The sequence below is a fragment of the Streptomyces sp. NPDC031111 genome, from assembly GCF_055570675.1.
The window spans coordinates 13,751-40,086 of sequence record NZ_JBVIGS010000017.1 but is presented as its reverse complement, the minus strand read 5'-3'; the positions used below and the strand labels follow the sequence as shown (position 1 = coordinate 40,086).

Below are 26,336 nucleotides of genomic sequence, written 5' to 3'. Positions count from 1 at the left end.
CGTCGACGCAACGAACACCCGCCCCACCCCCAGGAACGCAATGATCTTGCGCGAGTGCGCAAGGTTGCTGCATTTCAGTAGCAACGAAGAACCTCGTAGGGTTACGCGCTGTACGTGGTGCGGCGGGGACCCCGCTCGACGGGTCCCGGCTGTCGCGGGACGCCGTCGGTCCCTGCCGCGGAACACCGGCAGTGACAAAGGAGTCAGCGCGTGCTCGACCAAGGCGCACCCCCGCACAACGGCCGCCCCGCCGCCCCGCCGTCCCCGGGCCTCGGCGCGCGCCTCATGCGCCGCAAGCCCGTGGAACGCCTGGTCGCCGAGGGTGGCCAGGGTGAGGGCGGCTCCCTGCGCCGCTCCCTCGGGCTGTGGCAGCTGACCATGATCAGCATCGGTGCCACCCTCGGCACCGGCATCTTCGTCGTCCTCGGGGAGGCCGTCCCCAAGGCCGGTCCCGCGGTCACGCTGTCCTTCGTCATAGCCGGTCTGACGGCCCTCTTCTCCGCCCTCTCCTACGCCGAGCTGGCGGGCACCATCCCGGTCTCCGGCTCCTCCTACTCGTATGCGTACGCAACGATGGGCGAGCTGATCGCCTGGGTCTGCGGCTGGTGCCTGATGCTGGAGTACGGCGTGTCGGTCGCCGCCGTCGCCGTCGGCTGGGGCGAGTACCTCAACGAACTGCTCGACGGGACCATCGGCGTCACCATCCCGGCGGCCCTGTCCGCCCCGCCCGGCGACGGAGGCGTCTTCAACCTGCCCGCGCTGATCGTCGTCCTGCTCGCCATGGCGTTCCTGATGGGCGGGGCCCGCGAGTCCGCCCGCGCCAACACGGTCATGGTCGTCGTGAAGATCGGCGCGCTGGTGCTGTTCTGCGCCATCGGCGTCCAGGGCTTCCGCTCCGGCAACTACGAGGACTTCATGCCGCTCGGCATGGCCGGCGTCAGCGCCGCCGCGGCGACGCTCTTCTTCTCGTACATCGGCTTCGACGCCGCCTCCACCGCCGGTGAGGAGGCGAAGAACGCCCAGCGTGACCTGCCGCGCGCCATCATGCTGTCCCTCGTCGTCGTCACCGCGCTGTACGTCCTCGTCGCCGCCGTCGCCGTCGGCGCCAAGCCCTGGCGGAACTTCACCGACTCCGAGGCCTCGCTCGCCCAGATCATGCACGAGGTCACCGGCCAGGGCTTCTGGGGCACCCTGCTGGCGTTCTGCGCCGTCGTCGCCATCGCCAGCGTCGTGCTGGTCGTGCTCTACGGCCAGACGCGCATCCTGTTCGCCATGTCCCGCGACGGGCTCGTGCCCAAGGTGTTCGCCAAGGTCAACCCCAGGACCGGCACGCCCCGCGCCAACACCCTGATCGTCTCCCTGTTCTGCGGCGTCCTGGCCGCGGCGGTGCCGCTCGGCCAGCTCGCCGACGCCACCAGCATCGGCACCCTGTTCGCCTTCGCGCTGGTCAACGTGGCCGTCGTGGTGCTGCGCCGGAAGCGTCCCGAGATGCCCCGCACCTTCCGGGTGCCGCTGTCGCCGGTCCTGCCCGCGCTGGGCTTCGCCTTCTGCGTGTGGATGATGGGCAGCCTGTCCGGCATCACCTGGGCGGTCTTCGGTGTCTGGATGGCCGTCGGGCTCGTGTTCTACTTCCTCTACGGCTACCGCCGCTCCCGGCTCGCCGCCCCGGCCACACCAGAAGCGAAGTGAACCACCCGCAGTGCTGAACGATCTCGACGAACGCATCGTGCACGCCCTCGCCGAGGACGCCCGCCGCTCCTACGCGGACATCGGCCAGCTCGTCGGCCTGTCCGCGCCCGCCGTCAAACGGCGCGTGGACCGGCTGCGCGCCACCGGGGCCATCACCGGATTCACCGTACGGGTGGACCCCGCCGCCCTCGGCTGGGAGACCGAGGGGTTCGTCGAGATCTACTGCCGCAGCAACACCTCCCCGGAGACCATCCAGCGGGGTCTGGAGCGCTACCAGGAGGTCGTGGCCGCATCCACCGTCACCGGTGACGCGGACGCGGTCGCCCAGGTCTTCGCCTCCGACATGCGCCACTTCGAGCGGGTCCTGGAACGCATCGCGGGCGAGCCGTTCGTCGAGCGGACCAAGTCCGTGCTGGTGCTGTCCCCGCTGCTGCGGCGGTTCTCGTCCGGGTCGCCCACGTAGGCGGTCCGGGGCGCCCGCGTGGGCAAAGGGTGGGCGCGTGGCACGCCGTCCCGCTAGCATCGGTGCCATGACCTGGCGACATTGATCCACCAGTCGTGCCTCCCGAGGGCCACCTCGGGCGCCGTACGTCCTCGACGTCCGGTGTCCGAAACGCCCCCTTGGGAAGGCCTCATGACTCTCACGCCCACGCGTGTGTCCGACGTTCGCGTGCGACGGCTGACGACGACGCTGTACGGCTACGCGTTCCTCGAAGACTTCATCCTTCTGTACCCGGTGTACGCGCTGCTCTTCAGCGACACCGGGCTGTCGGTCTGGCAGATCTCGTCCCTGTTCGCCCTCTGGTCCGTCACCGGTGTCCTGCTGGAGGTCCCCTCCGGGGCGTGGGCAGACGCGGTCTCCCGGCGCCTGCTGCTGTGGCTCGGGCCGCTGCTCACCGCGACCGGCTTCGCCCTGTGGGTGCTCGTTCCGTCGTACGGCGCCTTCGCCCTCGGGTTCGTGCTGTGGGGGGCCGGTGGAGCGCTTGGTTCCGGTGCGCTGGAGGCGTTGGTCCACGAGGAGCTGGAACGGTTTGATGCGGTTGACCGCTATGCCCGGATCATGGGCCGGGCCCGTGCGGCCGGGCTGGTCGCCGTCATGGCGGCGATGGGGCTCGCCGGACCGGTGCTCGCATGGGGCGGCCATGCCGCCGTGGGTGCGGCGAGCGTGCTGGTGTGTCTGCTGACGGCGGCCACGGCGCTGCGCTTTCCCGAGCACCGGGTTTCGGGGAGCGGGCACGAGAGCTGGACCGCGATCCTGCGCGCCGGGCTTGCCACGGCCCGCGCGGACCGGTCCGTGCGGCGGGCGCTGCTGCTGGTGGCGGCGGTGAGTGCCGTCTGGGGGGCGCTCGACGAGTACACGCCGCTGCTGGTGCGGGGGACCGGGGTCGCCGACGGGGCGGTTCCCTATCTGCTGCTGCTGATCTGGGCCGGGGCCACGGTGGGAAGCCTGCTGGCCGGTGAGGGTGAGCGGCTCGGTACGGCCGGGCTCGCCGCGCTGCTGGCCGGGGCCGGCCTGGCCCTCGCCGTCGGGGCGGGCGTCGGGACACCGGTGGGGCTGGTTCTCGTCGCTCTCGCCTTCGGGGGCTTCCAGGCGGCGACCGTGCTGGCGGACGCCCGGCTCCAGCGGCGCATCGAGGACTCCGGGCGGGCCACCCTGACGTCGGTCGCGGGTCTGGGCACGGAGCTGGCGACGGTCGGGGTCTTCGGCGGCTACGCGCTGATCGCCTCGGGGTACGCCCACAGCACCGCCTTCGTGGTCTTCGCGGTCCCCTACCTGGCGGCGGCGCTGCTGCTGCTCGGCGGGACGGCCAAGGCGCGCGCGTAGGCCGCGCCGGGGGTGCCCGTCCTCGGACTGGCGCGAATCACGCTTCTTGGAGGGCGCGGGGCGCGGACGCGCCAGCCACTGCGGGCGACCACCCCCGCCCCCTCACCGCCGTCGGCGGCCATCCGTCTCCGCCGGCCGCGGTCAGCCGCATGCCGCCCATCCGCGGGCAGTCGTGCCGCGTCTCCCGCGGGCAGTCGTGCCGCTGGGGCGGCACGGGTGGGCGCGACGGCACCCCGTAAGCGCCGGGCCGCGCGACCCACCCCCGACCCACACCAACGCCGGGGCACCCCGCAGGGCGCCGGGCCGCACAGACCATCCCGCGCCGAGCCGCGCGAACGGCACGCACCAGCACAGGGCACCCGTACCGCGCCGGGCCACGCCAACCCACCCCCGGCCCACACCACCGCACGGTGCCCAGGAGCACGCAGCCCCCACAGTGCAACGAATCGCCGCCGACCCCACAGACGACGCAACAAACCCCTCACCCGCACGCAACGGCTCCGCCTTGTCCCCCCGAGCCCCCCACCCGTACCGTCTTTCTGACCCCCCAACCCACCCGCGCCCCGGTGAGGAACACGCATGCGCACCGCCCTGCTCCAGAGCTCCGGCCGGCCCGGCTCCGTCGCCGAGAACCTCAAGGTCCTCGACGAGGCGACCGCCCGCGCCGCCGCCGCGGGCGCCGCGCTGCTCATCACCTCGGAGCTGTTCCTCACGGGATACGCGATCGGCGACGACATGCCCCGGCTCGCCGAGCCCGCCGACGGCGACGCCGCCGACGCGATCGCGGAGACCGCGGCCCGGCACGGCGTGGCGATCGCCTACGGCTACCCCGAGCGGGACGGCGAGCGCGTCTTCAACTCCGTGCAGCTGATCTCCGCCGACGGCACGCGCCTCGCGAACTACCGCAAGACCCACCTCTTCGGCTGCTTCGAGCGCGACCACTTCACCCCGGGCGAGCAGCCCGTCGTCCAGGCCGAGCTGAACGGCCTCACCGTCGGCCTGATGATCTGCTACGACGTCGAGTTCCCGGAGAACGTGCGCGCCCACGCCCTCGCCGGCACCGACCTCCTGGTCGTACCGACCGCCCAGATGCACCCGTTCCAGTTCGTCGCCGAGCACATGGTGCCGGTGCGCGCCTTCGAGAACCAGATGTACGTGGCGTACGTCAACCGGGTCGGCCGCGAGGGCGAGTTCGAGTTCGTCGGGCTGTCCACGCTCGCCGGACCCGACGGGGTGGCCCGCACCCGGGCCGGCCGCGCGGAGGAACTGGTCCTCGCCGACGCCGACCCCGAGTTCCTCGCCGCCTCCCGTGAGGCCAACCCGTATCTGACCGACCGCCGCCCCGGCCTCTACGGGTCCCTCGTCTGACCACCCCCACCCCCGCTTCACCTGTGCAAGGAGTCCGTACCCCATGACGTCCACCGTGCCCAACGCGATCGAGCACGCCGACGAGCAGCAGCCGCCGATCACCATGTTCGGCCCGGACTTCCCGTACGCGTACGACGACTTCCTCGCCCACCCGGCGGGCCTCGGACAGATACCGGCGACCGAGCACGGCACCGAGGTCGCGGTCATCGGCGGCGGGCTGTCCGGCATCGTCGCCGCGTACGAGCTGATGAAGATGGGGCTGAAGCCGGTCGTGTACGAGGCCGACCGGATCGGCGGGCGGCTGCGGACCGTCGGGTTCGAGGGGTGTGACCCGTCACTGACGGCCGAGATGGGCGCGATGCGCTTCCCGCCGTCCTCCACGGCGCTCCAGCACTACATCGACCTGGTGGGCCTGGAGACCCGTCCCTTCCCCAACCCGCTGGCCGAGGCGACGCCGTCGACGGTCGTCGACCTCAAGGGCGAGTCCCACTACGCCGAGACGCTCGACGACCTGCCGCAGGTCTACCGTGACGTCGCCGACGCCTGGGCCAGGTGCCTCGAAGAGGGCGCCGACTTCTCCGACATGAACCGCGCCCTGCGCGAGCGGGACGTCCCGCGCATCCGCGAGATCTGGTCGAAGCTGGTCGAGAAGCTCGACAACCAGACCTTCTACGGCTTCCTCTGCGACTCCGAGGCCTTCAAGTCCTTCCGCCACCGCGAGATCTTCGGCCAGGTCGGCTTCGGCACCGGCGGCTGGGACACCGACTTCCCCAACTCCATCCTGGAGATCCTCCGGGTCGTCTACACCGAGGCCGACGACCACCACCGCGGCATCGTCGGCGGCTCCCAGCAGCTGCCGCTGCGCCTGTGGGAGCGCCAGCCGGAGAAGATCGTCCACTGGCCCCACGGCACCTCGCTGAGCTCCCTGCACGTGGCCGGCGAGCCCCGCCCGGCGGTCACGCGGCTCAACCGCACCGCCGGCAACCGGATCACGGTGACCGACGCGAACGGCGACATCCGCACCTACCAGGCGGCGATCTTCACCGCCCAGTCCTGGATGCTGCTGTCCAAGATCGCCTGCGACGACTCCCTCTTCCCGATCGACCACTGGACCGCCATCGAGCGCACCCACTACATGGAGAGCTCCAAGCTGTTCGTACCCGTCGACCGGCCGTTCTGGCTCGACAAGGACGAGGACACCGGGCGGGACGTCATGTCGATGACGCTGACGGACCGTATGACGCGCGGGACCTATCTGCTGGACGACGGTCCGGACAAGCCCGCCGTGATCTGCCTGTCGTACACCTGGTGCGACGACAGCCTGAAGTGGCTGCCGCTGTCCGCCAACGAGCGGATGGAGGTCATGCTGAAGTCGCTCGGCGAGATCTACCCCAAGGTCGACATCAGGAAGCACATCATCGGCAACCCGGTGACCGTCTCCTGGGAGAACGAGCCCTACTTCATGGGCGCGTTCAAGGCCAACCTGCCCGGCCACTACCGCTACCAGCGGCGCCTGTTCACGCACTTCATGCAGGACGCGCTGCCCGAGGACAAGCGGGGCATCTTCCTCGCCGGCGACGACATCTCCTGGACGGCGGGCTGGGCCGAGGGAGCCGTCCAGACCGCGCTGAACGCGGTCTGGGGCGTCATGCACCACTTCGGCGGCGGGACCGACCCGGTCAACCCGGGGCCGGGCGACCTCTACGACGAGATCGCCCCGGTCGAACTCCCCGAGGACTGAGCCCGCTCAGACCCCGGCGGCCCGCGCCTTCTCGTACACCGCGGCGGCGACGTCCTTGAGCTCCTGGGCGTCGCGCGTGGTGCTCTGCGCGTCGACGAGGATCTCGTCGAAACCGATCCCGGCGTGGGTGACGAGGTCCTCGACGATCTGGTCCACGCTGCCCTGGAAGGGCCGGCGGCCGGCACCGTCGTACGTCTTCGCCGAGTACCGCAGGTTCGCCCGCAGCACCGTGCGCAGCGGTGCCGTGCGCCCGCGCTCGGCCGCCAGCTCCTGGAGCCGGCTCCACTGCGCGGCCAGCTCCTCGGGGCCCGCCCCGGTGGGCATCCAGCCGTCGGCGTGGTCCACGATGCGGCGCCACGCCTTCGCGCTGCGCCCGGCCAGCAGGACCGGGATCGGCCGGGCGGGCTTCGGGCCCACCACGGCCGGGGCGATCCGCGTGACGTCCCCGTCGTACGACACCGGGTCCGGCCCCCAGACCGCGCGGCACACCCCGATCAGCTCGTCCAGGGCCCGGCCCCGGTCCTCGAACGGCCGCACCGCCGACGCCGCGAACTCGTCGTGCGACCAGCCGGTGCCGAAGCCGGCCACCACCCGGCCGCCGCTCGCCGCGTCCAGCGAGGCCAGGGTCTTGGCGAGCTGGAACGGCACGTGCAGCGGTCCCACCAGGACGCTCGTGCCCAGCTCCGCGCGCCGGGTGGCCGCGGCTGCCAGGGTGAGCGTGACCAGCGGATCGGCCACACCGCGGTACTCGTCGGGCCAGGGGAGGCCCTCGACGCCGTACAGGCCCTGAGTGGCGGGTTCCGGGAACAGGGCCCGCTCGTACACCCACAGGCTGTCGTAGCCGGTCTCCTCGGCGGCGCGCGCCACGTCGGGCACGTCCCGTCCGAGGTCGTACGTACGGTTCTGGGGGAGGCCGAGGCCGAGCCGTGTCACCATGCTCCGTGCTCCTTCGCGAGACGTCGGATCGCGCCCAACGTACAGCGCGGGGAGAGTGGTTCGGGCGCGTCGGTGGCCGGATCAGTCCGGCAGCGGTGTGAGGAGCATGCGGCCGGCGAAGCCCACCGCCGTGTCCAGGCGTTCGGTGAACTCACCGGCGACGTCCGGCAGTCCGCGCAGCGCCCACAGGGCGCGGGCCGCCGTCCAGGCGGCGTCCCGCGCGCGTTCCAGGCTCCACGCGCCGAGCAGATGGGTCAGCGGGTCGGCGATCCGCAACAGATCGGGGCCCGGCGTCAGCTCCTCGCGGATACGTTCCTCCAGCGAGAGGAGGAGATCGCCCACCTCGTCGAACTCGTCCTCCAGATCGACGGGTTCGCAGCCGAGGCTACGACACGCGTCCACGACGGCGAGCGCCAGATCGTGACCGATGTGCGCGTTGATGCCCGCCAGCGCGAACTGCAGCGGACGTACCCCGGGATGGCGGCGGAACTGGAACAGCGGGCGCCAGCAGGCCGGTGGCCGCCGCTCCTCGAACACCGCGTCCACCACCGCCAGATAGCGCTCCGCGAAGCGGACGTCCAGCGTGATCGCCGCCCGCGCGTCCGGGAACCGGCCCGCGTCGACGTGCCGGTCCACGGCCTCCGTGACGGCGAGGTAGACACGGTTGAAGACCGCGACCCCGTCCCGCGCGGGAAGGGCCGCGTCGAGGGCGCGCATACGGGAGAGGACCTCGTCCACGGACGTGAGGACTTGTTCGCATTGCGCCATGAGCGCAGAGTCGCACCTTTAGGCTGGCGCCGGTGGCGGCGGGCCCGACGCGTCCCCGGAACGGGGGAACACGCCCGCCGTGGGGGAGGGGGAGCACTACTGTGTCAGGCTCGCGTGCCCGGCGCCTGGCCGCGCGGAGGGCCGAGCGCCGACGTGCCGCCCGGCGCGGCGCGATGGTCGCGGCGGCCTCCGTCGTGGTCGCGATCGGCACCGTCACCGGGATGATGTCGGCCGTCGGTGACGGAGCCGGATCGGACGAGGCGCGCCCGGAGACGACCTCCTCGCCCCGCCTGGATCCGCTGCCCGCCGTGCCGTCGCCCTCACCGTCCCCGACGACGTCCCCTTCGCCCACGGCCGGTCCCGAGAAGAAGGCGAGCCCGAAGGCGTCCGCGTCCAGGACGGAGAGGAAGCGGCAGGCCGCCCCCGTGGCCACCCGCCTCTACCGCCACCCCGCGAGCCGGGTCCTGGACTGGGTGCGGGCCAACCCCGACGACCCGCGCCGCGCGGTCATAGAGTCCCGCATCGCCGACCAACCCGCCGCCGTGTGGTTCGCGGACTACTCCCCGGACTCGATCACCTCCCGGGTGCGCGCCGTGGCGTCCGGGGGCGCGGCACAGGGACGGGTGCCCGTTCTCGTGCCGTACGCCATCCCCGACCGTGACTGCGGCGGACACTCCGAGGGCGGGGCGCCCGACCTGGCCGCCTACGACGCGTGGATCGACCGGTTCGCCGCCGGGCTGGGGAGCGGTGAGGTCGTCGTCGTCCTGGAGCCCGACTCGATCGCCCAGTCCGAGTGCCTCTCCGCCGGGCAGCGCGCCGACCGCTTCGCCTCGCTGGCGCGGGCCGGCCGGGTGCTGAAGGAGGCCAACCCCCGGGCGCGGGTCTACTTCGACGCCGGGCACTCCGGCTGGCACGCCCCGGCCAAGCAGGCGAGCCTGCTGCGGCAGGCCGGGGCCGCCTCGGCCGCCTCCTCCGACGGCGTCTTCAGCAACGTCTCCAACTTCCACGCCACGGCCGACGAGATCGCCTACGACCGCGCCGTGCTCGACGCCCTGGACGGTCCCCCGAGCCTCGGCGCGGTGATCGACACCAGCCGCAACGGCAACGGCGCCCCGTCGGACGGCGAGTGGTGCGACCCCGCGGGCCGCAAGCTCGGCCGCGCCCCGACGCTCGGCACCGGGGAGGCCAGGATCGACGCCTACCTGTGGGTCAAGCTGCCGGGGGAGTCGGACGGCTGCAAGGGCGCGCCGGGCACCTTCACCCCGTCGTACGCCTACGACTTGGCGCGCTGATCGTCCTCGGCGCCGTTCGTGTCGTAGGAGGACGTGCCCTCGTCGAGCAGCGGCTCCTGCGTCTTGAGGTGGGCGGGGGCGAAGGCGCGCAGCGCGTGGTAGCCGGTGATGACGACCAGGGTGCCGAGCGCGATGCCGCTGAGCGAGAAGGTGTCGGTGAACTCCATGCTCACGTTGCCGACGCCGATGATGATGCCCGCCGCGGCCGGCACCAGGTTCAGCGGGTTGCGCAGGTCCACCTTGGCGTTGATCCAGATCTGGGCGCCGAGCAGGCCGATCATGCCGTACAGGATGACGGTGATCCCGCCGAGGACACCGCCGGGGATGGCCGCCACGACCGCGCCGAACTTCGGGCAGAGACCGAACAGCAGGGCGAAACCGGCGGCCGCCCAGTACGCGGCCGTGGAGTAGACGCGGGTCGCGGCCATCACGCCGATGTTCTCGGAGTAGGTGGTGTTGGGCGGGCCGCCCACCGCGGTGGACAGCATGGAGCCGACACCGTCGGCGGAGATGGCGGTGCCGAGCTTGTCGTCGAGGTTGTCGCCGGTCATCTCGCCGACCGCCTTGACGTGCCCGGCGTTCTCGGCGATCAGCGCGATGACCACCGGCAGGGCGACCAGGATCGCCGACCATTCGAAGGACGGGCCGTGCAGGGTGGGCAGGCCGATCCAGTCCGCCTGCCCCACACCGGACAGGTCCAGGCGCCAGTGGTCGGTGACCTCGCCGCTCGCGTCCGCCGAGTGGATCCGGCCGAAGATCCGGTCCAGCGCCCAGGACAGGACGTACCCGAAGACCAGTCCGAGGAAGATCGCGATCCGGGACCAGAAGCCGCGCAGGCAGACCACGGCCAGACCGGTGAACAGCATCACGAACAGGGCGGTCCACTGGTCCTGCGGCCAGTAGGTGGAGGCGGTGACCGGCGCCAGGTTGAAGCCGATCAGCATCACCACCGCGCCGGTCACGATCGGCGGCATCGTGGCGTGGATGATCCGCGCCCCGAACCGCCGCACCGCGAGACCCACCAGGAACAGCGCGGCCCCCACCACGAAGACCGCGCCGGTGACCGTGGCGCTGGAGCCGCCCTGGGCCCGGATGACCGCGGCGACGCCGACGAAGGAGAGCGAGCAGCCCAGATAGCTGGGCACCCGGCCGCGGGTGGCCAGCAGGAACACGACGGTCGCGACGCCCGACATCATGATCGCGAGGTTGGGGTCCAGACCCATGAGCACCGGCGCCACGAAGGAGGCGCCGAACATCGCCACGACGTGCTGGGCGCCCAGACCCGCCGTGCGGGGCCAGGAGAGCCGTTCGTCGGGGCGGACCACCGCGCCGGGGGCTGGGGTGCGTCCGTCGCCGTGCAGTGTCCAGCGGACGCCGAGATCCATGGGCTGTCGCTTTCGTCGTATGAGCAGCGTGTCCGGACCATTGTGGGGTCTGAGCAGCAGTGCTTCGTACAGACGGGCGGGCGGGGCGGCCCGTCTGAGCGTCTGCTTAGGATGAGGGCGCGCCGCTTTCCGTGTAGGCGGCACTCATCCCGTACGTCCCAGGAGTCCCGCCCGTGACCGCCGAAGCCCCGCCCGCCCCCGCCCTGTCGTACGGCCGGCTGATCCCCGTGACCGTCCACTTCGACGACCTCGACGCGCTGGGGCTGCTGCACAACGCCCGCTACCCGCTGCTGGTCGAGCGGGCGTGGACCGAGCTGTGGCAGGAGAAGGGCATCCGCTTCGACGGCGACTGGGTCGCGGCCGGTGACGCCTGCAACGCGGTCAGGGAGCTGCGGATCGGCTACGAGGCGCCCGTCACCCGGGCCGGCACGTACGCGGTCCACCTGTGGCTGGAGCGGCTCGGCACGACCGGGCTGACGTACGGCTTCCGCTTCTGCTCCGAGGACGGGGCGGTGACCTACGCGCGGGGCAGTCGGGTGCTGGTGCGGCTCGACGCCACGACCCTGCGCCCGGCGCCCTGGAGCGAGACGTTCAGGGCCGCGGCTCGGGAACTGCTGCCTCCGGCCGGGTGATCTTCGTACGGTCCCCCGCGCGCAGCACGCTCGCGAAGCCGGCGATGCCGCACGACAACACGGTGACCAGGACGAACGACACCATCAGACTGGTCGCCTGGGCCAGCAGGCCGATGGCGCTCGGGGCGATCAGCCCCGAGGTGTAGGTGATGGTCGCGACGCCCGCGATGGCCAGGCTCGGATTGGAGCCGCTGCGGCCGGCGGCGGCGAAGCACAGCGGCACGACCACCGCGATGCCGAGCCCCATCAGCGCGAATCCGCCCATCGCCATCGCGGGGTGCTCGGCGAACACGATCAGCAGCCCGCCGAGGATCGCGACGACACCGCTCGCGCGGACGGTACGGACGGCGCCGTAGCGGTCCACCACGTGGTCTCCGGCGATCCGGGCGATCGCCATCGTGAGGGTGAAACCGGTGGTGCAGGCCGCGGCGAGACCGGCCGAGGTCTCCAACTGGTCGCGGAGATAGACCGCCGACCAGTCCAGGCTCGCGCCTTCCGCGAACACCGCGCAGAACCCGATCGCGCCGATGAGCAGCGCGGAGCGGGGCGGCAGCGCGAACCGCGGGGGCGGCTCCTCGTCCTCCGCGGGCTGGAGGTCGAGCACCCAGGTACAGGCGGTCACGCCCACCACCGTCAGTACGGCGGCCGCGAGCGCGTGGTGCAGCCGGGCGTCCGAGCCGAGGTGGGCGGCGAGCGTGCCGGCCGCCGAACCGATCAGGGCGCCGGCGCTCCACATGCCGTGCAGTCCGGACATGATCGACTTGTTGAGACGGTTCTCCACCTCGACGCCGAGCGCGTTCATCGCCACGTCGGACGTGCCGGCCGTGGCGCCGTAGACGAACAGGGCCAGACAGAGGGTGACGAGGTTCGGGGCGAGGGACGGCAGGACCAGCGCGAGCGTCCACAGCGCGAGCAGGCCGCGCAGTGCCGTGCGGGCGCCGAAGCGGTGGCTGATGCTTCCCGCGAGCGGCATCGCGATGGACGCGCCGAGCGCGGGGAAGGCGAGCGCGAGTCCGAGCTGCCCGGCGCCGATCCCGGCGTGGTCCTGGATCCAGGGGACGCGGGTGGCGAACGAACCGGTGACCGCGCCGTGCACGGCGAACACGGCGGCCACGGCATACCGGGCCCGCCTCACATCGCGCTGCTGATGGACCACTGCGGTCATTGTCCCGCCCCTCCCTGTCGCCGGTTCCCGAACGCGCCGCCGTAAACTATCAGGAACCCTGCCTGAAAGATAAGGGGTTATTCGCTCGCTCCCCGCTCGTCCACGCCCGTCCGCGCCTCCGGTCCTCGTACGGACCGGTCCCGCCGATCTGGAAGGATCCCGGCATGGCCGCATCCCCGAGCACCGCCAGAGCCCTCAACGACCGGCTCGCCCTGCGCCTGCTCCAGCAGCAAGGCCCGTTGACCGCAGGCCAGTTGAAGCAGCTGACCGGTCTGTCCCGGCCGACCGTCGCCGACCTCGTCGACCGGCTCACGGAGGCCGGGCTCATCGCGGTGGTCGGCGAGGCGGGGGAGCAGCGGCGCGGACCCAACGCCAAGCTGTACGGCATCGTCGCCGGGCGGGCGCATCTGGCCGCGCTGGACGTCCGCACGGAGGGCGTCACCGTGATCGTGTCGGACCTCGTCGGCGAGGTGCTGGCCGAGGCCGCCCTTCCCATCACCGGGGACGCGGGGACCGGCCCGGCGGTCGAACAGGCGGTGGCACTGGTCGAGCGGACGGTGAAGGAGGCGGGCGCCGACCGGCTGCACACCGTCGGCATCGGGGCACCCGGGCTGATCGACCCCGCGAGCGGCGAACTGCGCGACTCCACGGGGCTGCCCGAGTGGCACCGGCGGCTGGTCGCCGCACTCCAGGAGCGGCTGCCCGAGACCCGGGTCACCGTGGAGAACGAGACGAACCTCGCGGCGCTGGCCGAGCAGCGGGACGGGGCGGCCCGCGACCGGGACACCTTCGTCCTGCTGTGGCTGGGCCACGGCACCGGCGCCGCGGTGATCCTCGACGGCACCCTGCGCAGGGGTGCCTCCGGCGGCACGGGCGAGATCGGCTTCCTCCCGGTCCCGGGCACGAGCGGCCTGCCGTCGGCCACCGGCTGCGACGGCGGCTTCCACTCCCTGGTGGGGGCGGCGGCGGTCGCGGAACTGGCGGCGGAGTACGGCGTCGTGGCGGAGCCGGGGATCGAGCCACCGGCGGCGGGCGCGGTGCGGACGGCCGTCGCGGCGGAGGGGGCCGCCTCCCCGGAGGCACGCTTCCTCGACACCCTGGCCGACCGGATCGCGGTGGGCGTCGCCTCGGTGGTCGCGCTGCTGGACCCCGGGCACGTCGTCCTGGGCGGCGAGATCGGCCAGGCCGGCGGCGAGCCGCTCGCCGCCCGGGTCCGGGACCGCCTGGCCGCGATGTCACCCCTGCCCGTGGACGTGCACCCCAGCACGCTGGGCGGCGGCGCGGTCCTGCGCGGAGCCCTCCTGACGGCCCGCGACCAGGCCCAGAACGAACTCTTCGGCGCGCCCGAACTCTAGGGCGGTCCGCGCCGATCACGCCGGATCAGCGAGCGGCGCCCGGTGCCGTGCATCGCAAGGGAGTCGATGCGATGGGGTCCCTCCCGCGCAAGGGGGTCCCCCGCTCGAGCGTCGGGGAATCGGCGAGTGACGACAACGCGGCGAGGCGCGGTGCCAGGCGTCGGGAGCCTGGCCTGATCAACGAGACAGCCCTCCAGCCGCCCGCCGACCGGGCCGGCAGCACACAGGGCGCCGCCGCGCCGACCGCCTTGCCGGACGTCGGAGCGCGCTCCAGGGGTGGGCCTCCTCGGGCGCGCTGGGGCCGTGGTCCGCCTGTCCTGGTGGCGGAGGCCCGGCGTGCGGTGGGGGCGATGTGGGGCGGGGCTGTCGAGAGCGCTGCTCCGTCGCTGCGGCCCTTCGGTGCCCCGCCCGGTGGTGGCGCGGGCCCGGGGCCGCTTCGGGCGCCGCCGGCGCCGCCCGGCTCGCCCGGCGGAGCCGAATGCGAGGCCGGCGCGGGCAGGCCGTGCGTGCGGGCTGCCGGCGACCGGGCTGGTGAGCGCCGTGTCGGCCGTGTGTGCGGGCTGCTGGCGGCCGGGGCGGTGAGCGCCGTGTCGGCCGTGTGTGCGGGCTGCTGGTGGTCGGGGCGGTGAGCGCCGTGTCGGCCGTGTGTGCGGGCTGCTGGTGGTCGGGGCGGTGAGCGCCGTGTCGGCCGTGCGTGCGGGCTGCTGGTGGCCGGGGCGGTGAGCGCCGTGTCGGCCGGGCGGCGCGGGCTGCTGGTGGCCGGGCCCGTGAGCGCCGTGTCGGCCGGGCGGCGCGGGCTGCCGGTGGCCGGGGTGGTGAGTGCCGTGTCGGCCGTGTGTGCGGGCTGCCGGCGACCGGGCCGGTGAACGGCTGCGTCGGCCGTGCGGTGCGGGCGCCGCCGCCACGCGGCGGTCAGCGGCGCGTGGCGGCGGCTCCGAATCGCTTCGCCAGGTACTCGTCGAAGGTGCCCTTGCCGACCGCCCGGTCCGGGGCGAGGTGGCCGCCTTCGCGGAAGGCGTTGTAGGCCGCGCCGCGCAGGGGGAGCTTCGCCACCGCACGGCGGCGGCCCGTCGCCTTCAGATAGGCGCGGGCCAGGGAATCGAACGTCCGTACCTCCGGGCCGCCCATGTCGGCGACGCGGCCCGCCGGCGCGGCCTGCGCGAGCTCCGCCAGACGTTCCGCGACCTCGGTGACCTCGACGGGCTGGTCCTTCACCCGGGCCGGCAGCAGCAGGACCGGCAGCTTCGCCATGCCCTGGAGCACCGTGAGCACCAGATCGTGGAACTGGGTGGCGCGCAGCACCGTCCAGCCCAGCCCCGACTCCTCGATCAGCCGCTCCACGGCCAGCTTGGTCTTGTAGTAGCCGAACGGCACCCGGTCGACCCCGACGATCGAGATGTACACCAGATGGCCGACACCGGCCCGCCGGGCCGCGTCGATCAGGTTCCGTGCGGCCTTCTCGTCGCCGCCCCGCGCGGACGTCGCACAGTGGACGATCGTGTCGGCCCCCGTGACGGCAGCCTCCAGCCCGCTCCCGCCCTCGCGCAGGTCGGCGGCGTACGGCTGCGAGTGCCGGCTGAGCACCCGCACCTCGTGACCGTCCGCCCGCAGCCGTTCGGTGACGTGCCGGCCGAGCGTTCCGGTACCGCCGGTCACCAGGATCGTGCTCATGCTGTTCAGCCCCTTCGGACACCCGGCGCTCCCGGACGGAGCGCCTTCGTCAACCGGGACGGATCAGCCACCGTCGGATGTGACATGGCCGTGCCGGCGACGTCGTACGCCGTCCAGCTTCGCCGGGTCCGGCACCGGCCGCATCCGCGCGTGGTGAGGCCCGGCGGCGGGCAAGGGCCGTCGTCACCGCCGCCGGGCCGGTCCTGCGAGGGTCAGCAGGCTCCCTGGTCCCGCCAGACCCCCCACTCGCCGGTGGTGCCGGGCTCCTCGCCCTGCGTCCACCACTGCGCCTTCCAGACGTGGCCCTCGTGGGACACCACGCTGCCCCCGCCGTACGCGGACGAGGCGTTCCACGCCGGGTCCGAGCAGTCGCCGGGCTCACCGGGCGGCGTCGTCGGCGGGTCCGTCGGCGTCGTGCCGGTGCCCGGCTCGACGACGGTCGTCCCGCGCGCGAGATCCGTGGCGAGGGCGTACTTCTTGCCGCCGACCGTGACCGTCCAGTTGGACGGGGTCGACACGGGCAGGTAGTAGTTGAACGACAGGTCGACGGTCGCCCCCGGCGCCAGCGACTGCCACGCCGGCAGCTTCAGCGACACCCGGTGGAAGTCGCCCTTCAGGCCGCCCACGTTGCCGCCCGTGTGGTCGCTGCTGATGACCTTGGTGCCGAAGCCGGACTGGTCGGAGGCGTTCCCCGGAGCGGCGGTCGCGTAGTCGAACTGGAACTCCGTGCCGCCCGGCAGCGCGGTCCTCGTGTTGTTCGTGATCCGCAGCTTGGGCGTGATCGGGTAGTTGGAGTCGCCCAGCTTGAAGTCCGTGAACTCCACGTCCACGTTCACGGCCTCCGCCGGCAGGTCCGCGTTGGACTTCCGCGCGCCGTACGGTGCGGCCGCCTTGAACTTGTCGTACATCAGCGAGGTGAGCGTGTCGCCCGTCTCGTACTGGCCCTCGGTCGCGTTCCAGTCGTAGTCACCGGCCAGCTCCCAGACCATGGTGCCGCCGATGCCGCGGTCCACGACGTAGTCGGCCTTGGCCGCGACCGACTGCTCGTCCTCGGTGGACAGGAAGACCTTCTTCTCGGCGTTCCACAGCCAGGGGGCGACCAGCGTCGAGTCGTACTTGCGGGCGTACGTGCCGGTCAGCTCGGTGTCGGCCGGGAAGCCGTAGTCGGTGACGTAGTCGCCGACGATCCCCTTCTCGAGGTTCTTGGCGTGCCACATCGGGTTGGAGCCCGCCGGGGACTCCTTGCCGTTGGTGTCGAGGTCGTGCCAGAGGTTGTCGATGCCGACGGCGCCGTCACCGCACTTCGTCAGCCCGGAGCCCGCCGGGCAGGAGGAGGCGGCCGCCTTCCCCCACAGACCGTCGGTCCCGCCCTGCACGTTCTTGTGGCCGCGGGTGTAGTACGGCAGGCCGATGTTGATGCGGCCGGCCGGCATGGAGCCGCGGAAGTAGTGGTAGGCCCAGTCGGTGTTGAGGTAGCCGATGCCGCCGTACTGGGCGCTGCCGTAGACGTTCGCGGCGGCCAGTTCGGCGTCCTTGCCGTCGTCGAACAGGGAGGCGTTCGGGCCGACGTACTCGTTCCAGGCGCCGTGCAGGTCGTACGACATGATGTTGACGTAGTCCAGGTACTTCTGGACCTGGAAGGTCTCCATGCCGCGCAGCAGATAGCCGGACGAGGGGGCCGCCACCGTCAGCATGTAGTGCTTGCCGTCGGCCGCGCCCGCGCGGTCCAGCTTCTCGCGCAGCGTCTTCATCAGCGCCGCGTAGCCCTTGACCAGTCCGGCCCGGCGGGCGTTGGCGAAGGACCAGTCGAGCGGGTTGCCCGCGTCCTTCATCGTCGTCGGGTACTCGTAGTCGATGTCGACGCCGTTGAAGCCGTACTTGCGGATGAAGTCGACCGTCGAGTCGGCGAAGGTGTTGATACCGGCCTGGTTGACCGACCCGTCGGCGTTGGTGGCCATCGAGTAGAAGCCGCCGGAGTTCACGCGGTTTCCGCCGTCGTCGAAGTAGCCGCCCGTCTCGGCCCAACCGCCCACCGAGATCAGCGTCTTGACGTCCGGGTGCTGCTTCTTGAACTTGTTGAGCAGATTGAAGTGGCCCTTGTAGGGCAACTGCGGGTCCATCTCGGCGCCGGCCACGCCCGGCCAGGTCATCCCGGTGGCCGCGTTGGCGGCTCCGTCCGTGCCGACGGAGATCTTGTTGCCCTTGTCGATGTGCGCGAACGCGTAGTTGATGTGGGTGATCTTGTCCCACGGGATGTCGGACGCCAGGTAGGCGGGCTTTCCGTCCTTACCGGTGCGCCAGCCGGTGAAGTAGCCGATCACCCGGCGCTGGTGGTCGGCGCCCATCCTCTCGCGCCCGGCCGAGTCGTAGACCGAGCAGTACGGGACGTCGACGCCCGGCGTCCGGTACAGGCCGTCGGGACGGCAGGACTCCTGGTCGGCGGCGTGCGAGACGGTGGCCGGGAGGGCGGCGAGCAGCAGTCCGGCGACGGCCGCTGCGGAGGCGAGGAGCGCGGGTCTCGCTCCCGGGCGTGAGGGGGACGGCACAGTGGGTTCCTCTCCACGTAAGTTGGCGCAGACCCTAAGAGGACTAGACCACAGCGTCAATAGGTATGGACCAATCTCGGGGCTCGTCAAAGGGTCGCGGCGGCGGGGGAGTTGCCCTTCGCGCGACGCCGGGCAGCCCGCGCGTCACCCGCTGTGAGCCACTCCACACCGTTCGCCCGCATGGAGGGGTTCCGGTCGTGGCAGACTGGCTCTGTACCAGTAGCAGCGCACTCCGGGGTCGGTGAAAGTCCGAACCGGCGGTTACAGTCCGCGACCCGGTCGCCTCCAGCGGCCGGTTGACCAGGTGAAATTCCTGGACCGACGGTTAAAGTCCGGATGGGAGGCAGTGCGCGGCGGGCGGGCATCCATGCGCGCCGTCGTACCGGTTCGCCCGTGGAGGCGAGCTCTGTCCGGCGTCGCTCCCGGTGTCGTCGCCCGTGGTTTCTGTCGTCATCGACAGCCCCGGAGTCCGTGCCCGAAGAGGCAGGAGGACCCGGGAAGTGTTCACCGGAATCGTCGAAGAGCTGGGCGAGATCACCGCCGTCGAGACCCTCGACGACGCCTGTCGCTTCCGGCTGCGTGGCCCCGTCGTCACCGCAGGCGCGAAGCACGGCGATTCCATCGCCGTCAACGGCGTCTGCCTCACGGTCGTCGAGCACGAGGGCGACGAGTTCACCGCCGACGTGATGGCGGAGACCCTCAACCGCTCCAGCCTGGGCGTCCTCACCGTCGGATCGCGCGTCAACCTCGAACGCCCCACGGCCGTGGGCTCCCGCCTCGGCGGCCACATCGTGCAGGGCCATGTCGACGGCACCGGCGAGATCCTCGAGCGCAAGCCCTCGGAGAACTGGGAGCTCGTGAAGATCTCCCTCCCCGCCGACCTCTCCCGCTACGTCGTGGAGAAGGGCTCCATCACCGTCGACGGCATCAGCCTCACCGTCGTCGACGCCGGACCCGACTACTTCACCGTCAGCCTCATCCCCACCACCCTCGCCCTGACCACGCTCGGCACCAAGCAGCCCGGCGACCCGGTCAACCTCGAGGTGGACGTCATCGCCAAGTACGTCGAGCGGATGCTCGGCGACCGCGCCATCGGCGAGGGGGCGGCCCGGTGAACTGGCTCAACTCCGAGGCGTTCACCCTCCTCGACCAGCACATCAAATGGTCGGACATGATCGGCAACGTGATCGGTCTGATCGCGCTCGCGCTCGGCTGGCGCCGCTCCATCTGGACCTGGCCCGCCCAGTTCGTCTCCGGCCTGATCCTCTTCGCCGCCTTCGCCACCGCCCACCTCTCGGGCAGCGCGGGCAAGCAGGTCGTCGTCATGCTGGTCGCCGCCTGGGGCTTCCGGCAGTGGAGCCGCGGCCGGCAGCAGGCGCAGGACGGCTCCGTCGCCGTACGGTTCGCCACCAATCAGGAACGCCTGCTCCTGCTGGGCGCGGCTGCCGTCGGCACCCTCGCCGTCGGCGGGCTGTTCACCCTCTACCCGTCCCTGTCCTGGGACCCCTGGCCGGACGCCTACATCTTCGTCGGCACCATCGTCGCCATGTACGCGCAGGCCCGCGGCATGGTCGAGTTCTGGTTCGCCTGGCTGCTGGTCGACCTCGTCGGCGTCCCGCTGAACTTCGCCAACGGTTTCGCCTTCTCCGGTTTCGTCTACGTCATCTACGGCGCGCTGGTCCTGTGGGGCCTGCGCGACTGGTGGCTGCGCTCCCGTGACGCGCGGCCCGCCCTGGAAGGAGCGCCGGCATGAGTGCGGCACCGATCCTGTACAGCACCGACGGCGTCGAGGACCTCGAGCTCGACCCGGTCGAGCAGGCCATCGCCGACATCGCGGCCGGCCGCCCGGTCGTGGTCGTCGACGACGAGGACCGCGAGAACGAGGGCGACCTCGTCATCGCCGCCGAGAAGGCCACCCCCGAGATCGTCGCCTTCATGATGAGCGAGTGCCGCGGCCTGATCTGCGCCCCCATGGAGGGCGACGAGCTGGACCGGCTGCGGCTGCCGCAGATGGTGGACGACAACACCGAGTCGATGAGGACCGCGTTCACCATCTCCGTCGACGCCTCCGCCGCCCACGGCGTGACCACCGGCATCTCGGCCGCCGACCGCGCCACCACGCTCCAGCTGCTGGCGAGCGGCACCGCCGAACCCGCCGACCTCGTCCGCCCCGGCCACATCTTCCCGCTGCGCGCCCGCACCGGCGGCGTACTGGTGCGCAACGGCCACACCGAGGCCGCCGTCGACCTCGCCCGCCTCGCCGGCCTGCGCCCGGCCGGCGCGATCGTCGAGATCGCCGGCGAGGACGGCACCATGCTCCGGCTGCCCGAGCTGATCCCCTTCGCCCGCAAGCACGGCCTGACGATCATCTCCATCGAGGACCTGATCGCCTACCGCCGCTCCGCCGAACCCACCGTCCGCCGCGAGGCCGAGGTGCGTCTGCCCACCTCCCACGGCGCCTTCACCGCGTACGGCTACCGCTCCACCGTCGACGGCGTCGAACACGTCGCCCTCGTCCACGGCGACATCGGCGACGGCGAGGACGTCCTCGTCCGCGTCCACTCCGAATGCCTCACCGGCGACATCTTCGGCTCCCAGCGCTGCGACTGCGGCCCCCAGCTCGACGCGTCCCTGGACCGGATCCAGGCCGAGGGCCGCGGCATCGTGGTCTACCTGCGCGGACACGAGGGACGCGGCATCGGACTCATGTCCAAACTGCGCGCCTACGAACTCCAGGAGCGCGGCCGGGACACCCTCGACGCCAACCTCGAACTCGGCCTGCCCGCCGACGCCCGCGACTACGGCGCCGCCGCGCAGATCCTCGCCGACCTCGGGGTCCGCGGCGTCCGCCTGATGACCAACAACCCCGACAAGTCCGACGCGCTCGTCCGCCACGGCATCAAGGTCGGCGCACGTGAGCCGATGGCCGTCACCGCGAGCGAGCACAACCTCCGCTACCTGCGCACCAAGCGGGACCGGATGGGCCACGACCTGCCCTGGCTGGACACGCCGACCGTGCCCGCCTGCGGCAACCAGTAAGAGAAACCAGCGAGGAGAGACGTGAGCGGCAAGGGTGCACCGGAACTGTCCGTACGCGACGTGGGGGACCTGCGGGTCGCCGTCGTCGCGGCACAGTGGCACGAGAAGGTGATGGACGGACTGGTGGACGGCGCCCTGCGCGCCCTGCACGACCTCGGCATCGACGAGCCGACCCTGCTCCGGGTCCCCGGCAGCTGGGAACTCCCGGTGGTGGCCAAGGTCCTGGCCGGCCGCGGCTACGACGCGGTCGTCGCCCTCGGCGTCGTCATCCGGGGCGGCACGCCCCACTTCGACTACGTGTGCCAGGGCGTCACCCAGGGCCTCACCCAGGTCTCGGTCGACACCGGTGTGCCCGTCGGCTTCGGCCTGCTCACCTGTGACAACGAGGAGCAGGCCCTGGACCGCGCCGGACTGCCCGGCTCCAGCGAGGACAAGGGCCACGAGGCGGTCACCGCGGCCGTGGCGACCGCGGCCTGCCTGCGTTCAGTATCCGAACCCTGGCGGTGAGCAGGCCCCGTCACCGCGTAGGGTAAGGACCACCATGTCCAAGAAGACGTTCGAGGAGCTCTTCACCGAGCTCCAGCAGAAGGCCGCCCACGGCGACCCCGCCACCTCCCGTACCGCCGAGCTGGTCGACAAGGGCGTCCATGCCATCGGCAAGAAGGTCGTCGAGGAGGCCGCCGAGGTCTGGATGGCCGCCGAGTACGAGGGCAAGGAGGCGGCGGCCGAGGAGATCTCGCAGCTGCTGTACCACGTCCAGGTGATGATGGTCGCCCGCGGCATCACCCTCGACGACGTCTACGCCCACCTGTAAGAACCGACGCTCGCGACACACCCCTCTCACACGAAGGAAGCCGACCTCATGCTGCGCATCGCCGTCCCCAACAAGGGTTCACTGTCCGGCCCTGCGGCGGAGATGCTGCATGAGGCCGGCTACCAGCAGCGCCGCGAGTCCAAGGAACTGCGCATCGTCGACCCGGAGAACGAGGTCGAGTTCTTCTACCTCCGCCCCCGCGACATCGCGATCTACGTCTCCTCCGGCCAGCTCGACATCGGCCTCACCGGCCGTGACCTGCTGATCGACTCCGGCGCCGACGCCGAGGAGATCCTGGCGCTGGGCTTCGCCCGCTCCACGTTCCGCTTCGCCACCAAGCCGGGCACCGTCGGCGACGACCTGGCGGACCTGAAGGGCAAGACGGTCGCCACCTCCTACGAGGGCATCGTCGCCAGGCACCTCGCCGACCACGGCGTCGACGCCTCCGTCGTGCACCTCGACGGCGCCGTCGAGACCGCCATCGAACTGGGCGTCGCCGAGGTCATCGCCGACGTCGTCGAGACGGGCACCTCACTGCGCAACGCCGGCTTGGCGGTCGTCGGCGACCCGATCATGAAGTCCGAGGCCGTCGTCATCCGCCGCACCGGCGCGGACGGCGAGGAGCCCAAGGTGCAGCAGTTCCTGCGCCGCCTCCAGGGCGTCCTGGTCGCCCGGACGTACGTGATGATGGACTACGACTGCCGGGTCGAGCAGCTGGAGAAGGCCGTCGCCCTCACCCCGGGCCTGGAGTCCCCGACCGTGTCCCCGCTGCACAACGAGGGCTGGGTCGCCGTCCGCGCCATGGTCCCGTCCAAGGAGGCACAGCGGATCATGGACGACCTCTACGACATCGGCGCCCGCGCCATCCTCACCACGGCCATCCACGCCTGCCGCCTCTGACCGGGCCCCGGAGCAACGCCATGCCGGACGCAACCGCGGACCAGCCGCCCGAACTGCCCGTCACCTTCCGTCCGGGCCGCACCCGTGTGGTGCTGCTCACGGCGGGCGCCGCGCTCTTCGTGGTCATCACCCTGATCGCGCTGCTCCTCGAGCAGCTCAGCCCCGGGGAGCGGATCAGCTTCGTCTTCACCGCCGCCATGCTGGCCGGCGTGCTGCTGTTGCTGGCCCGGCCGAAGGTCGTCGCCGACGAGGCGGGCGTCACCGTCGTCAACATCGTGAGCCGGCGCCGCCTGGACTGGGCGGAGATCCTTCAGGTGAACCTCCGTCCCGGTGATCCTTGGGTCTTCCTCGACCTCAGCGACGGCACCAGCATGCCCGCGCTCGGCATCCAGCCGGGCATCGCCAGGCAGCGGGCCGTCGCCGACGCGCGGGCCCTGCGCGCCCTCGCCGAGGCCCGCTCCACGGCCGGGCCCGGCGCACCCCGGAGCTGACACCTCAGGGAAGCGTCGGGGACGTCCACCTGCCGCAGTCGCCCATGTCTTGATTAATCTGGTGGGCGGAGGCGCGACGACCGCGCCTCCGCCCCTGCCGCCCCGCCCGGTGCCCAGGGGCTCCAGCTACCCGAGGAGTGACCCTCTCCGGCGATGGACGGATCGTCCTGTAGTACCTGCGCCGCCCCCTGCCGACATAGCGCGGACCCGTTCCACGAGGTCCGCGCGCATGCGGAGGCGGCGGCATCATGACCACCCCCTTGCTGCTGCTCGCAGCCGCCTTCCTGCTGATCCTGGCCAACGGATTCTTCGTGGCCGCCGAGTTCGGCCTGGTCACCGTCGAGCGACAGGACGCCGAGGAGGCCGCCGCGGGCGGCGACCGGCGCGCCCGTCGGGTCGTCGAGTCGCTCAGGGAACTCTCCTTCCAGCTCTCCGGCACCCAGCTCGGCATCACCATCACCTCGCTCGTCGTCGGCATGCTGGCCCAGCCGGCGCTCGCCGAACTGCTGCACGGGCCCTTCACCGGCATCGGCATACCCGAGGGAGCGGTCCCCGGTGTCGCCGTCGTCGTCGGCATGCTGCTGGCCTCGGCCGTACAGATGGTGATCGGCGAACTCGTGCCCAAGAACTGGGCCGTGTCCCGCCCGCTCCAGGTCGCCCGCTTCGTGGCCGGCCCCCAGCATGTGTTCGCACGCCTGTTCCGCCCGGTCATCGCCGGGCTGAACGCCGTCGCCAACCGCCTGGTGCGCGCCCTCGGCCTCGAGCCCGCCGAGGAGCTGGCGTCCGCCCGCACCCCCGGCGAACTCGTCTCCCTGGCTCGGCACTCCGCCCGGGCCGGTGCCCTGGAGCAGGACACCGCGGACCTCTTCGTCCGCACCCTCTCCCTCGCCGAACTGACCGCGCAGCACGTCATGACCCCGCGGGTGAAGGTCAGCGCCCTGCAGTCCTCCGCCACCGCGGAGGACGTGGTCAACCTGACCCGGGCCACCGGCCTGTCCCGCTTCCCGGTGTACCGGGAGCGGATCGACGAGATCGTCGGCATGGTGCATCTGAAGGACGCCCTCGCGGTGTCCGTGCACGACCGGCTGCGCACCCCCGTGGGCCGCATCGCCCGTCCGGCGCTGCTCATCCCCGAGACCCTGCCGGTACGGCCGCTGCTCACCCGGCTGCGCAGCGAGCAGCCCATCGCGGTCGTCGTCGACGAGTACGGTGGCACGGCCGGCGTCGTCACACTGGAGGACATCGTCGAGGAGGTCGTCGGTGAGGTGCGCGACGAGCACGACGGCCACGAGGTGCCCGAACTGGCCGCCGCCCCGCCGGAGGACGGCAACCCCGCCTGGGACGTCGACGGCGGCGTCCGGGTCGACATCCTCCAGCGCATAGGCGTGGAGGTGCCCGAGGGCCCGTACGAGACGGTGGCCGGCCTGGTCGCCGATCTGCTCGGCCGGATCCCGGCCGTCGGGGACCGCGCGGAGCTGCCGGGCTGGCGGCTGTCGGTACGCCGCGTCGGCCACTACCGCGCCGAACGCGTCCGCCTGGTCCGAACGGCACCGCTGCCTCTCGTGGAGGCGGCCGGATGAGCCTCCTGCAACTTCTCTTCGCCGCGCTGCTCGTGCTCGCCAACGGCTTCTTCGTCGGCGCCGAGTTCGCGCTCGTCTCGGTCCGCCGCAGCCAGATCGAACCGCTCGGCACGGCCCGCGCCCGCCAGGTCCTCTACGGCCTGGAGCACCTGCCCCAGATGATGGCGGCCGCCCAGTTCGGCATCACCGTCTGCTCGCTGACCCTGGGCGCGGTCGCCGAACCGACGGTCGCCCATCTGCTGGAGCCGGTCTTCGCGTGGATGCACATTCCGCACGGCCTGATCCATCCGCTCGGCTATGTCATCGCCCTCGCCGTCGTGGTCTTCTTCCACCTCGTCATCGGCGAGATGGTCCCGAAGAACCTGGCGATGGCGGCCCCCGAGAAGGCCGCGCTGTGGCTGAGCCCCGGCCTGGTCTGGTTCGCCCGGCTGTGCAAGCCGGTCACGATCGCGTTCGGCGCCTGCGCCCGGGCCGTTCTGCGGCTCTTCCGCGTCGAGCCGAAGGACGAGGTCGAGGCCGTCTTCACCAGTGAGCAGCTCAACCGGCTGGTGGAGGACTCCGGTCAGGCGGGTCTCCTCGACCCCGAGGAGGCGGAACGGCTGGAGGACGCGCTGGAGCTGGGCTCGCGCCCGGTGACGGACGTCCTGCTGGACCGTGAGTCGCTGGTGACGGTCACGCCCGCGGTCACCCCCGGGGAGGTCGTGGAACTCACCGCCCGCACCGGGTACAGCCGCTTCCCGGTGGCCGCGGAGAGCGGCGCCTTCATGGGCTATCTGCACGTGAAGGACGTACTGGACCTGGAGGACTCCGACCGGGCCGTCCCCCAGCAGCTGTGGCGCCCCATGACGACGCTCCGCCCCGAACTCCCGCTGGACGACGCCCTGACGGTGATGCGCCGTGCCGCTACCCACCTCGCCCAGGTCTCCGACGCCTCCGGCCGGATACTGGGCCTGGTGGCCCTGGAGGACGTCCTGGAACTCCTGGTCGGCGAGGTACGCGACCCGGCCCACCGAGAGGTAACGGTCACACCCCAGAGGGCGAGCGGAACCCCGGAGGAGGCCCTGACCCCCTAGCTGCGGGCAGTCGTGCCGCTGGGGCGGCACGGGTGGGCGCAGCGGCACCCCGCAGGCGCGGGCAAG

At 72.1% G+C, this 26,336-nt stretch carries 23 protein-coding genes and 1 riboswitch; of the genes, 17 read left to right on the top strand and 6 right to left on the bottom strand.

The genetic code is table 11. The annotated features are described in order from the left end of the window. Window positions 1-210 precede the first annotated feature (210 nt). The 5 genes from ACZ470_RS29635 (at window position 211) to ACZ470_RS29615 (ending at window position 6,623) form a co-directional block, all read left to right on the top strand. The gene (locus tag ACZ470_RS29635; protein WP_468432145.1) at window positions 211-1,689 is read left to right on the top strand and encodes an amino acid permease; all 1,479 of its coding nucleotides are present in this window, start codon (window positions 211-213) and stop codon (window positions 1,687-1,689) included. 10 nt (window positions 1,690-1,699) lie between these two features. Beyond that, window positions 1,700-2,152 carry an Lrp/AsnC family transcriptional regulator gene (locus tag ACZ470_RS29630; protein ID WP_033275118.1) on the top strand — a complete coding sequence of 151 codons (453 nt, stop codon included), beginning with the start codon at window positions 1,700-1,702 and terminating at the stop codon, window positions 2,150-2,152. Between the two features lie 171 nt (window positions 2,153-2,323). After that, on the top strand, window positions 2,324-3,514 hold the full coding sequence (locus ACZ470_RS29625) for an MFS transporter (protein ID WP_468432143.1): 1,191 nt from the start codon (window positions 2,324-2,326) through the stop codon (window positions 3,512-3,514). 579 nt (window positions 3,515-4,093) lie between these two features. After that, complete coding sequence (locus ACZ470_RS29620; protein WP_468432141.1) at window positions 4,094-4,882, top strand: carbon-nitrogen hydrolase family protein; 789 nt, start codon at window positions 4,094-4,096, stop codon at window positions 4,880-4,882. A 43-nt stretch (window positions 4,883-4,925) separates the two neighbouring features. Then, window positions 4,926-6,623, top strand: coding sequence for a flavin monoamine oxidase family protein (locus tag ACZ470_RS29615; protein ID WP_468432139.1), 1,698 nt, complete (start codon window positions 4,926-4,928; stop codon window positions 6,621-6,623). A gap of 6 nt (window positions 6,624-6,629) precedes the next feature. Here ACZ470_RS29615 and ACZ470_RS29610 read toward each other — a convergent pair whose 3' ends face one another. Next, window positions 6,630-7,559: an LLM class F420-dependent oxidoreductase gene (locus ACZ470_RS29610; RefSeq protein WP_468432138.1), complete on the bottom strand. Its 930-nt coding sequence runs from the start codon at window positions 7,557-7,559 to the stop codon at window positions 6,630-6,632. A gap of 81 nt (window positions 7,560-7,640) precedes the next feature. Next, complete coding sequence (locus ACZ470_RS29605; RefSeq protein ID WP_468432136.1) at window positions 7,641-8,327, bottom strand: DUF5995 family protein; 687 nt, start codon at window positions 8,325-8,327, stop codon at window positions 7,641-7,643. Between the two features lie 173 nt (window positions 8,328-8,500). On the opposite strand from ACZ470_RS29605, the gene ACZ470_RS29600 reads away from it, so the two are divergent. Next, window positions 8,501-9,619: a glycoside hydrolase family 6 protein gene (locus ACZ470_RS29600; RefSeq protein ID WP_468432373.1), complete on the top strand. Its 1,119-nt coding sequence runs from the start codon at window positions 8,501-8,503 to the stop codon at window positions 9,617-9,619. On the opposite strand, the gene ACZ470_RS29595 is transcribed toward ACZ470_RS29600, so the two are convergent. Beyond that, window positions 9,601-11,004: a uracil-xanthine permease family protein gene (locus ACZ470_RS29595; protein WP_468432134.1), complete on the bottom strand. Its 1,404-nt coding sequence runs from the start codon at window positions 11,002-11,004 to the stop codon at window positions 9,601-9,603. The genes ACZ470_RS29600 and ACZ470_RS29595 overlap by 19 nt on opposite strands. A 173-nt stretch (window positions 11,005-11,177) precedes the next feature. Here ACZ470_RS29595 and ACZ470_RS29590 point away from each other — a divergent pair, with 173 nt between their 5' ends. After that, window positions 11,178-11,636 (top strand): acyl-CoA thioesterase, encoded by a 459-nt coding sequence (locus ACZ470_RS29590; RefSeq protein ID WP_468432132.1) that lies wholly within the window; start codon window positions 11,178-11,180, stop codon window positions 11,634-11,636. Here ACZ470_RS29590 and ACZ470_RS29585 read toward each other — a convergent pair. Then, complete coding sequence (locus ACZ470_RS29585; RefSeq protein ID WP_468432130.1) at window positions 11,596-12,801, bottom strand: MFS transporter; 1,206 nt, start codon at window positions 12,799-12,801, stop codon at window positions 11,596-11,598. The genes ACZ470_RS29590 and ACZ470_RS29585 overlap by 41 nt on opposite strands. Between ACZ470_RS29585 and ACZ470_RS29580 the strand changes: the two genes are divergently transcribed. Continuing rightward, a complete protein-coding gene (locus ACZ470_RS29580) occupies window positions 12,801-14,156 on the top strand; it encodes an ROK family transcriptional regulator (RefSeq protein WP_468432128.1) in 1,356 nt (451 codons plus the stop codon). The genes ACZ470_RS29585 and ACZ470_RS29580 overlap by 1 nt on opposite strands. Window positions 14,157-15,068: 912 nt before the next feature. On the opposite strand, the gene ACZ470_RS29575 is transcribed toward ACZ470_RS29580, so the two are convergent. Then, window positions 15,069-15,827 (bottom strand): SDR family oxidoreductase, encoded by a 759-nt coding sequence (locus tag ACZ470_RS29575; protein WP_468432126.1) that lies wholly within the window; start codon window positions 15,825-15,827, stop codon window positions 15,069-15,071. A gap of 212 nt (window positions 15,828-16,039) precedes the next feature. Beyond that, window positions 16,040-18,373 carry a chitinase C-terminal domain-containing protein gene (locus ACZ470_RS29570; protein ID WP_468432124.1) on the bottom strand — a complete coding sequence of 778 codons (2,334 nt, stop codon included), beginning with the start codon at window positions 18,371-18,373 and terminating at the stop codon, window positions 16,040-16,042. 223 nt (window positions 18,374-18,596) lie between these two features. After that, window positions 18,597-18,727: riboswitch (FMN riboswitch) on the top strand. Window positions 18,728-18,873: 146 nt separating this feature from the next. On the opposite strand from ACZ470_RS29570, the gene ACZ470_RS29565 reads away from it, so the two are divergent. From ACZ470_RS29565 to ACZ470_RS29525, 9 genes are all read left to right on the top strand, one after another. Then, on the top strand, window positions 18,874-19,488 hold the full coding sequence (locus ACZ470_RS29565) for a riboflavin synthase (RefSeq protein ID WP_468432122.1): 615 nt from the start codon (window positions 18,874-18,876) through the stop codon (window positions 19,486-19,488). Next, window positions 19,485-20,126 (top strand): nicotinamide mononucleotide transporter family protein, encoded by a 642-nt coding sequence (locus ACZ470_RS29560; RefSeq protein WP_468432120.1) that lies wholly within the window; start codon window positions 19,485-19,487, stop codon window positions 20,124-20,126. The genes ACZ470_RS29565 and ACZ470_RS29560 overlap by 4 nt, the downstream gene beginning before the upstream one ends. After that, entirely contained in the window at window positions 20,123-21,412 is a 1,290-nt protein-coding gene (locus ACZ470_RS29555; protein WP_468432118.1) for a bifunctional 3,4-dihydroxy-2-butanone-4-phosphate synthase/GTP cyclohydrolase II, read from the top strand. Before ACZ470_RS29560 ends, ACZ470_RS29555 begins: the two co-directional genes overlap by 4 nt. 21 nt (window positions 21,413-21,433) lie before the next feature. Continuing rightward, on the top strand, window positions 21,434-21,919 hold the full coding sequence (gene ribH / locus ACZ470_RS29550) for a 6,7-dimethyl-8-ribityllumazine synthase (protein WP_142196552.1): 486 nt from the start codon (window positions 21,434-21,436) through the stop codon (window positions 21,917-21,919). Between the two features lie 34 nt (window positions 21,920-21,953). Continuing rightward, the gene (locus ACZ470_RS29545) at window positions 21,954-22,226 is read left to right on the top strand and encodes a phosphoribosyl-ATP diphosphatase (protein ID WP_468432116.1); all 273 of its coding nucleotides are present in this window, start codon (window positions 21,954-21,956) and stop codon (window positions 22,224-22,226) included. A gap of 48 nt (window positions 22,227-22,274) precedes the next feature. Further along, complete coding sequence (gene hisG, locus ACZ470_RS29540) at window positions 22,275-23,126, top strand: ATP phosphoribosyltransferase (RefSeq protein ID WP_468432114.1); 852 nt, start codon at window positions 22,275-22,277, stop codon at window positions 23,124-23,126. Between the two features lie 20 nt (window positions 23,127-23,146). Then, window positions 23,147-23,617: a PH domain-containing protein gene (locus tag ACZ470_RS29535; protein ID WP_468432112.1), complete on the top strand. Its 471-nt coding sequence runs from the start codon at window positions 23,147-23,149 to the stop codon at window positions 23,615-23,617. 248 nt (window positions 23,618-23,865) lie between these two features. Next, window positions 23,866-25,197, top strand: a complete 1,332-nt coding sequence (locus tag ACZ470_RS29530; protein ID WP_468432110.1) for a hemolysin family protein — start codon at window positions 23,866-23,868, stop codon at window positions 25,195-25,197. Continuing rightward, window positions 25,194-26,270 (top strand): hemolysin family protein, encoded by a 1,077-nt coding sequence (locus ACZ470_RS29525; RefSeq protein WP_468432108.1) that lies wholly within the window; start codon window positions 25,194-25,196, stop codon window positions 26,268-26,270. Before ACZ470_RS29530 ends, ACZ470_RS29525 begins: the two co-directional genes overlap by 4 nt. Window positions 26,271-26,336: the final 66 nt, after the last annotated feature.

Coding starts and splice junctions, on each gene's coding strand:
- ACZ470_RS29625 (WP_468432143.1), top strand. CDS start 2,324: ATGACTCTCACGCCCACGCGTGTGTCCGACGTTCGCGTGCGACGGCTG.
- ACZ470_RS29620 (WP_468432141.1), top strand. CDS start 4,094: ATGCGCACCGCCCTGCTCCAGAGCTCCGGCCGGCCCGGCTCCGTCGCC.
- ACZ470_RS29615 (WP_468432139.1), top strand. CDS start 4,926: ATGACGTCCACCGTGCCCAACGCGATCGAGCACGCCGACGAGCAGCAG.
- ACZ470_RS29610 (WP_468432138.1), bottom strand. CDS start 7,559: ATGGTGACACGGCTCGGCCTCGGCCTCCCCCAGAACCGTACGTACGAC.
- ACZ470_RS29605 (WP_468432136.1), bottom strand. CDS start 8,327: ATGGCGCAATGCGAACAAGTCCTCACGTCCGTGGACGAGGTCCTCTCC.
- ACZ470_RS29600 (WP_468432373.1), top strand. CDS start 8,501: ATGGTCGCGGCGGCCTCCGTCGTGGTCGCGATCGGCACCGTCACCGGG.
- ACZ470_RS29595 (WP_468432134.1), bottom strand. CDS start 11,004: ATGGATCTCGGCGTCCGCTGGACACTGCACGGCGACGGACGCACCCCA.
- ACZ470_RS29585 (WP_468432130.1), bottom strand. CDS start 12,801: ATGACCGCAGTGGTCCATCAGCAGCGCGATGTGAGGCGGGCCCGGTAT.
- ACZ470_RS29575 (WP_468432126.1), bottom strand. CDS start 15,827: ATGAGCACGATCCTGGTGACCGGCGGTACCGGAACGCTCGGCCGGCAC.
- ACZ470_RS29555 (WP_468432118.1), top strand. CDS start 20,123: ATGAGTGCGGCACCGATCCTGTACAGCACCGACGGCGTCGAGGACCTC.
- ACZ470_RS29545 (WP_468432116.1), top strand. CDS start 21,954: ATGTCCAAGAAGACGTTCGAGGAGCTCTTCACCGAGCTCCAGCAGAAG.
- hisG (WP_468432114.1), top strand. CDS start 22,275: ATGCTGCGCATCGCCGTCCCCAACAAGGGTTCACTGTCCGGCCCTGCG.
- ACZ470_RS29535 (WP_468432112.1), top strand. CDS start 23,147: ATGCCGGACGCAACCGCGGACCAGCCGCCCGAACTGCCCGTCACCTTC.
- ACZ470_RS29530 (WP_468432110.1), top strand. CDS start 23,866: ATGACCACCCCCTTGCTGCTGCTCGCAGCCGCCTTCCTGCTGATCCTG.
- ACZ470_RS29525 (WP_468432108.1), top strand. CDS start 25,194: ATGAGCCTCCTGCAACTTCTCTTCGCCGCGCTGCTCGTGCTCGCCAAC.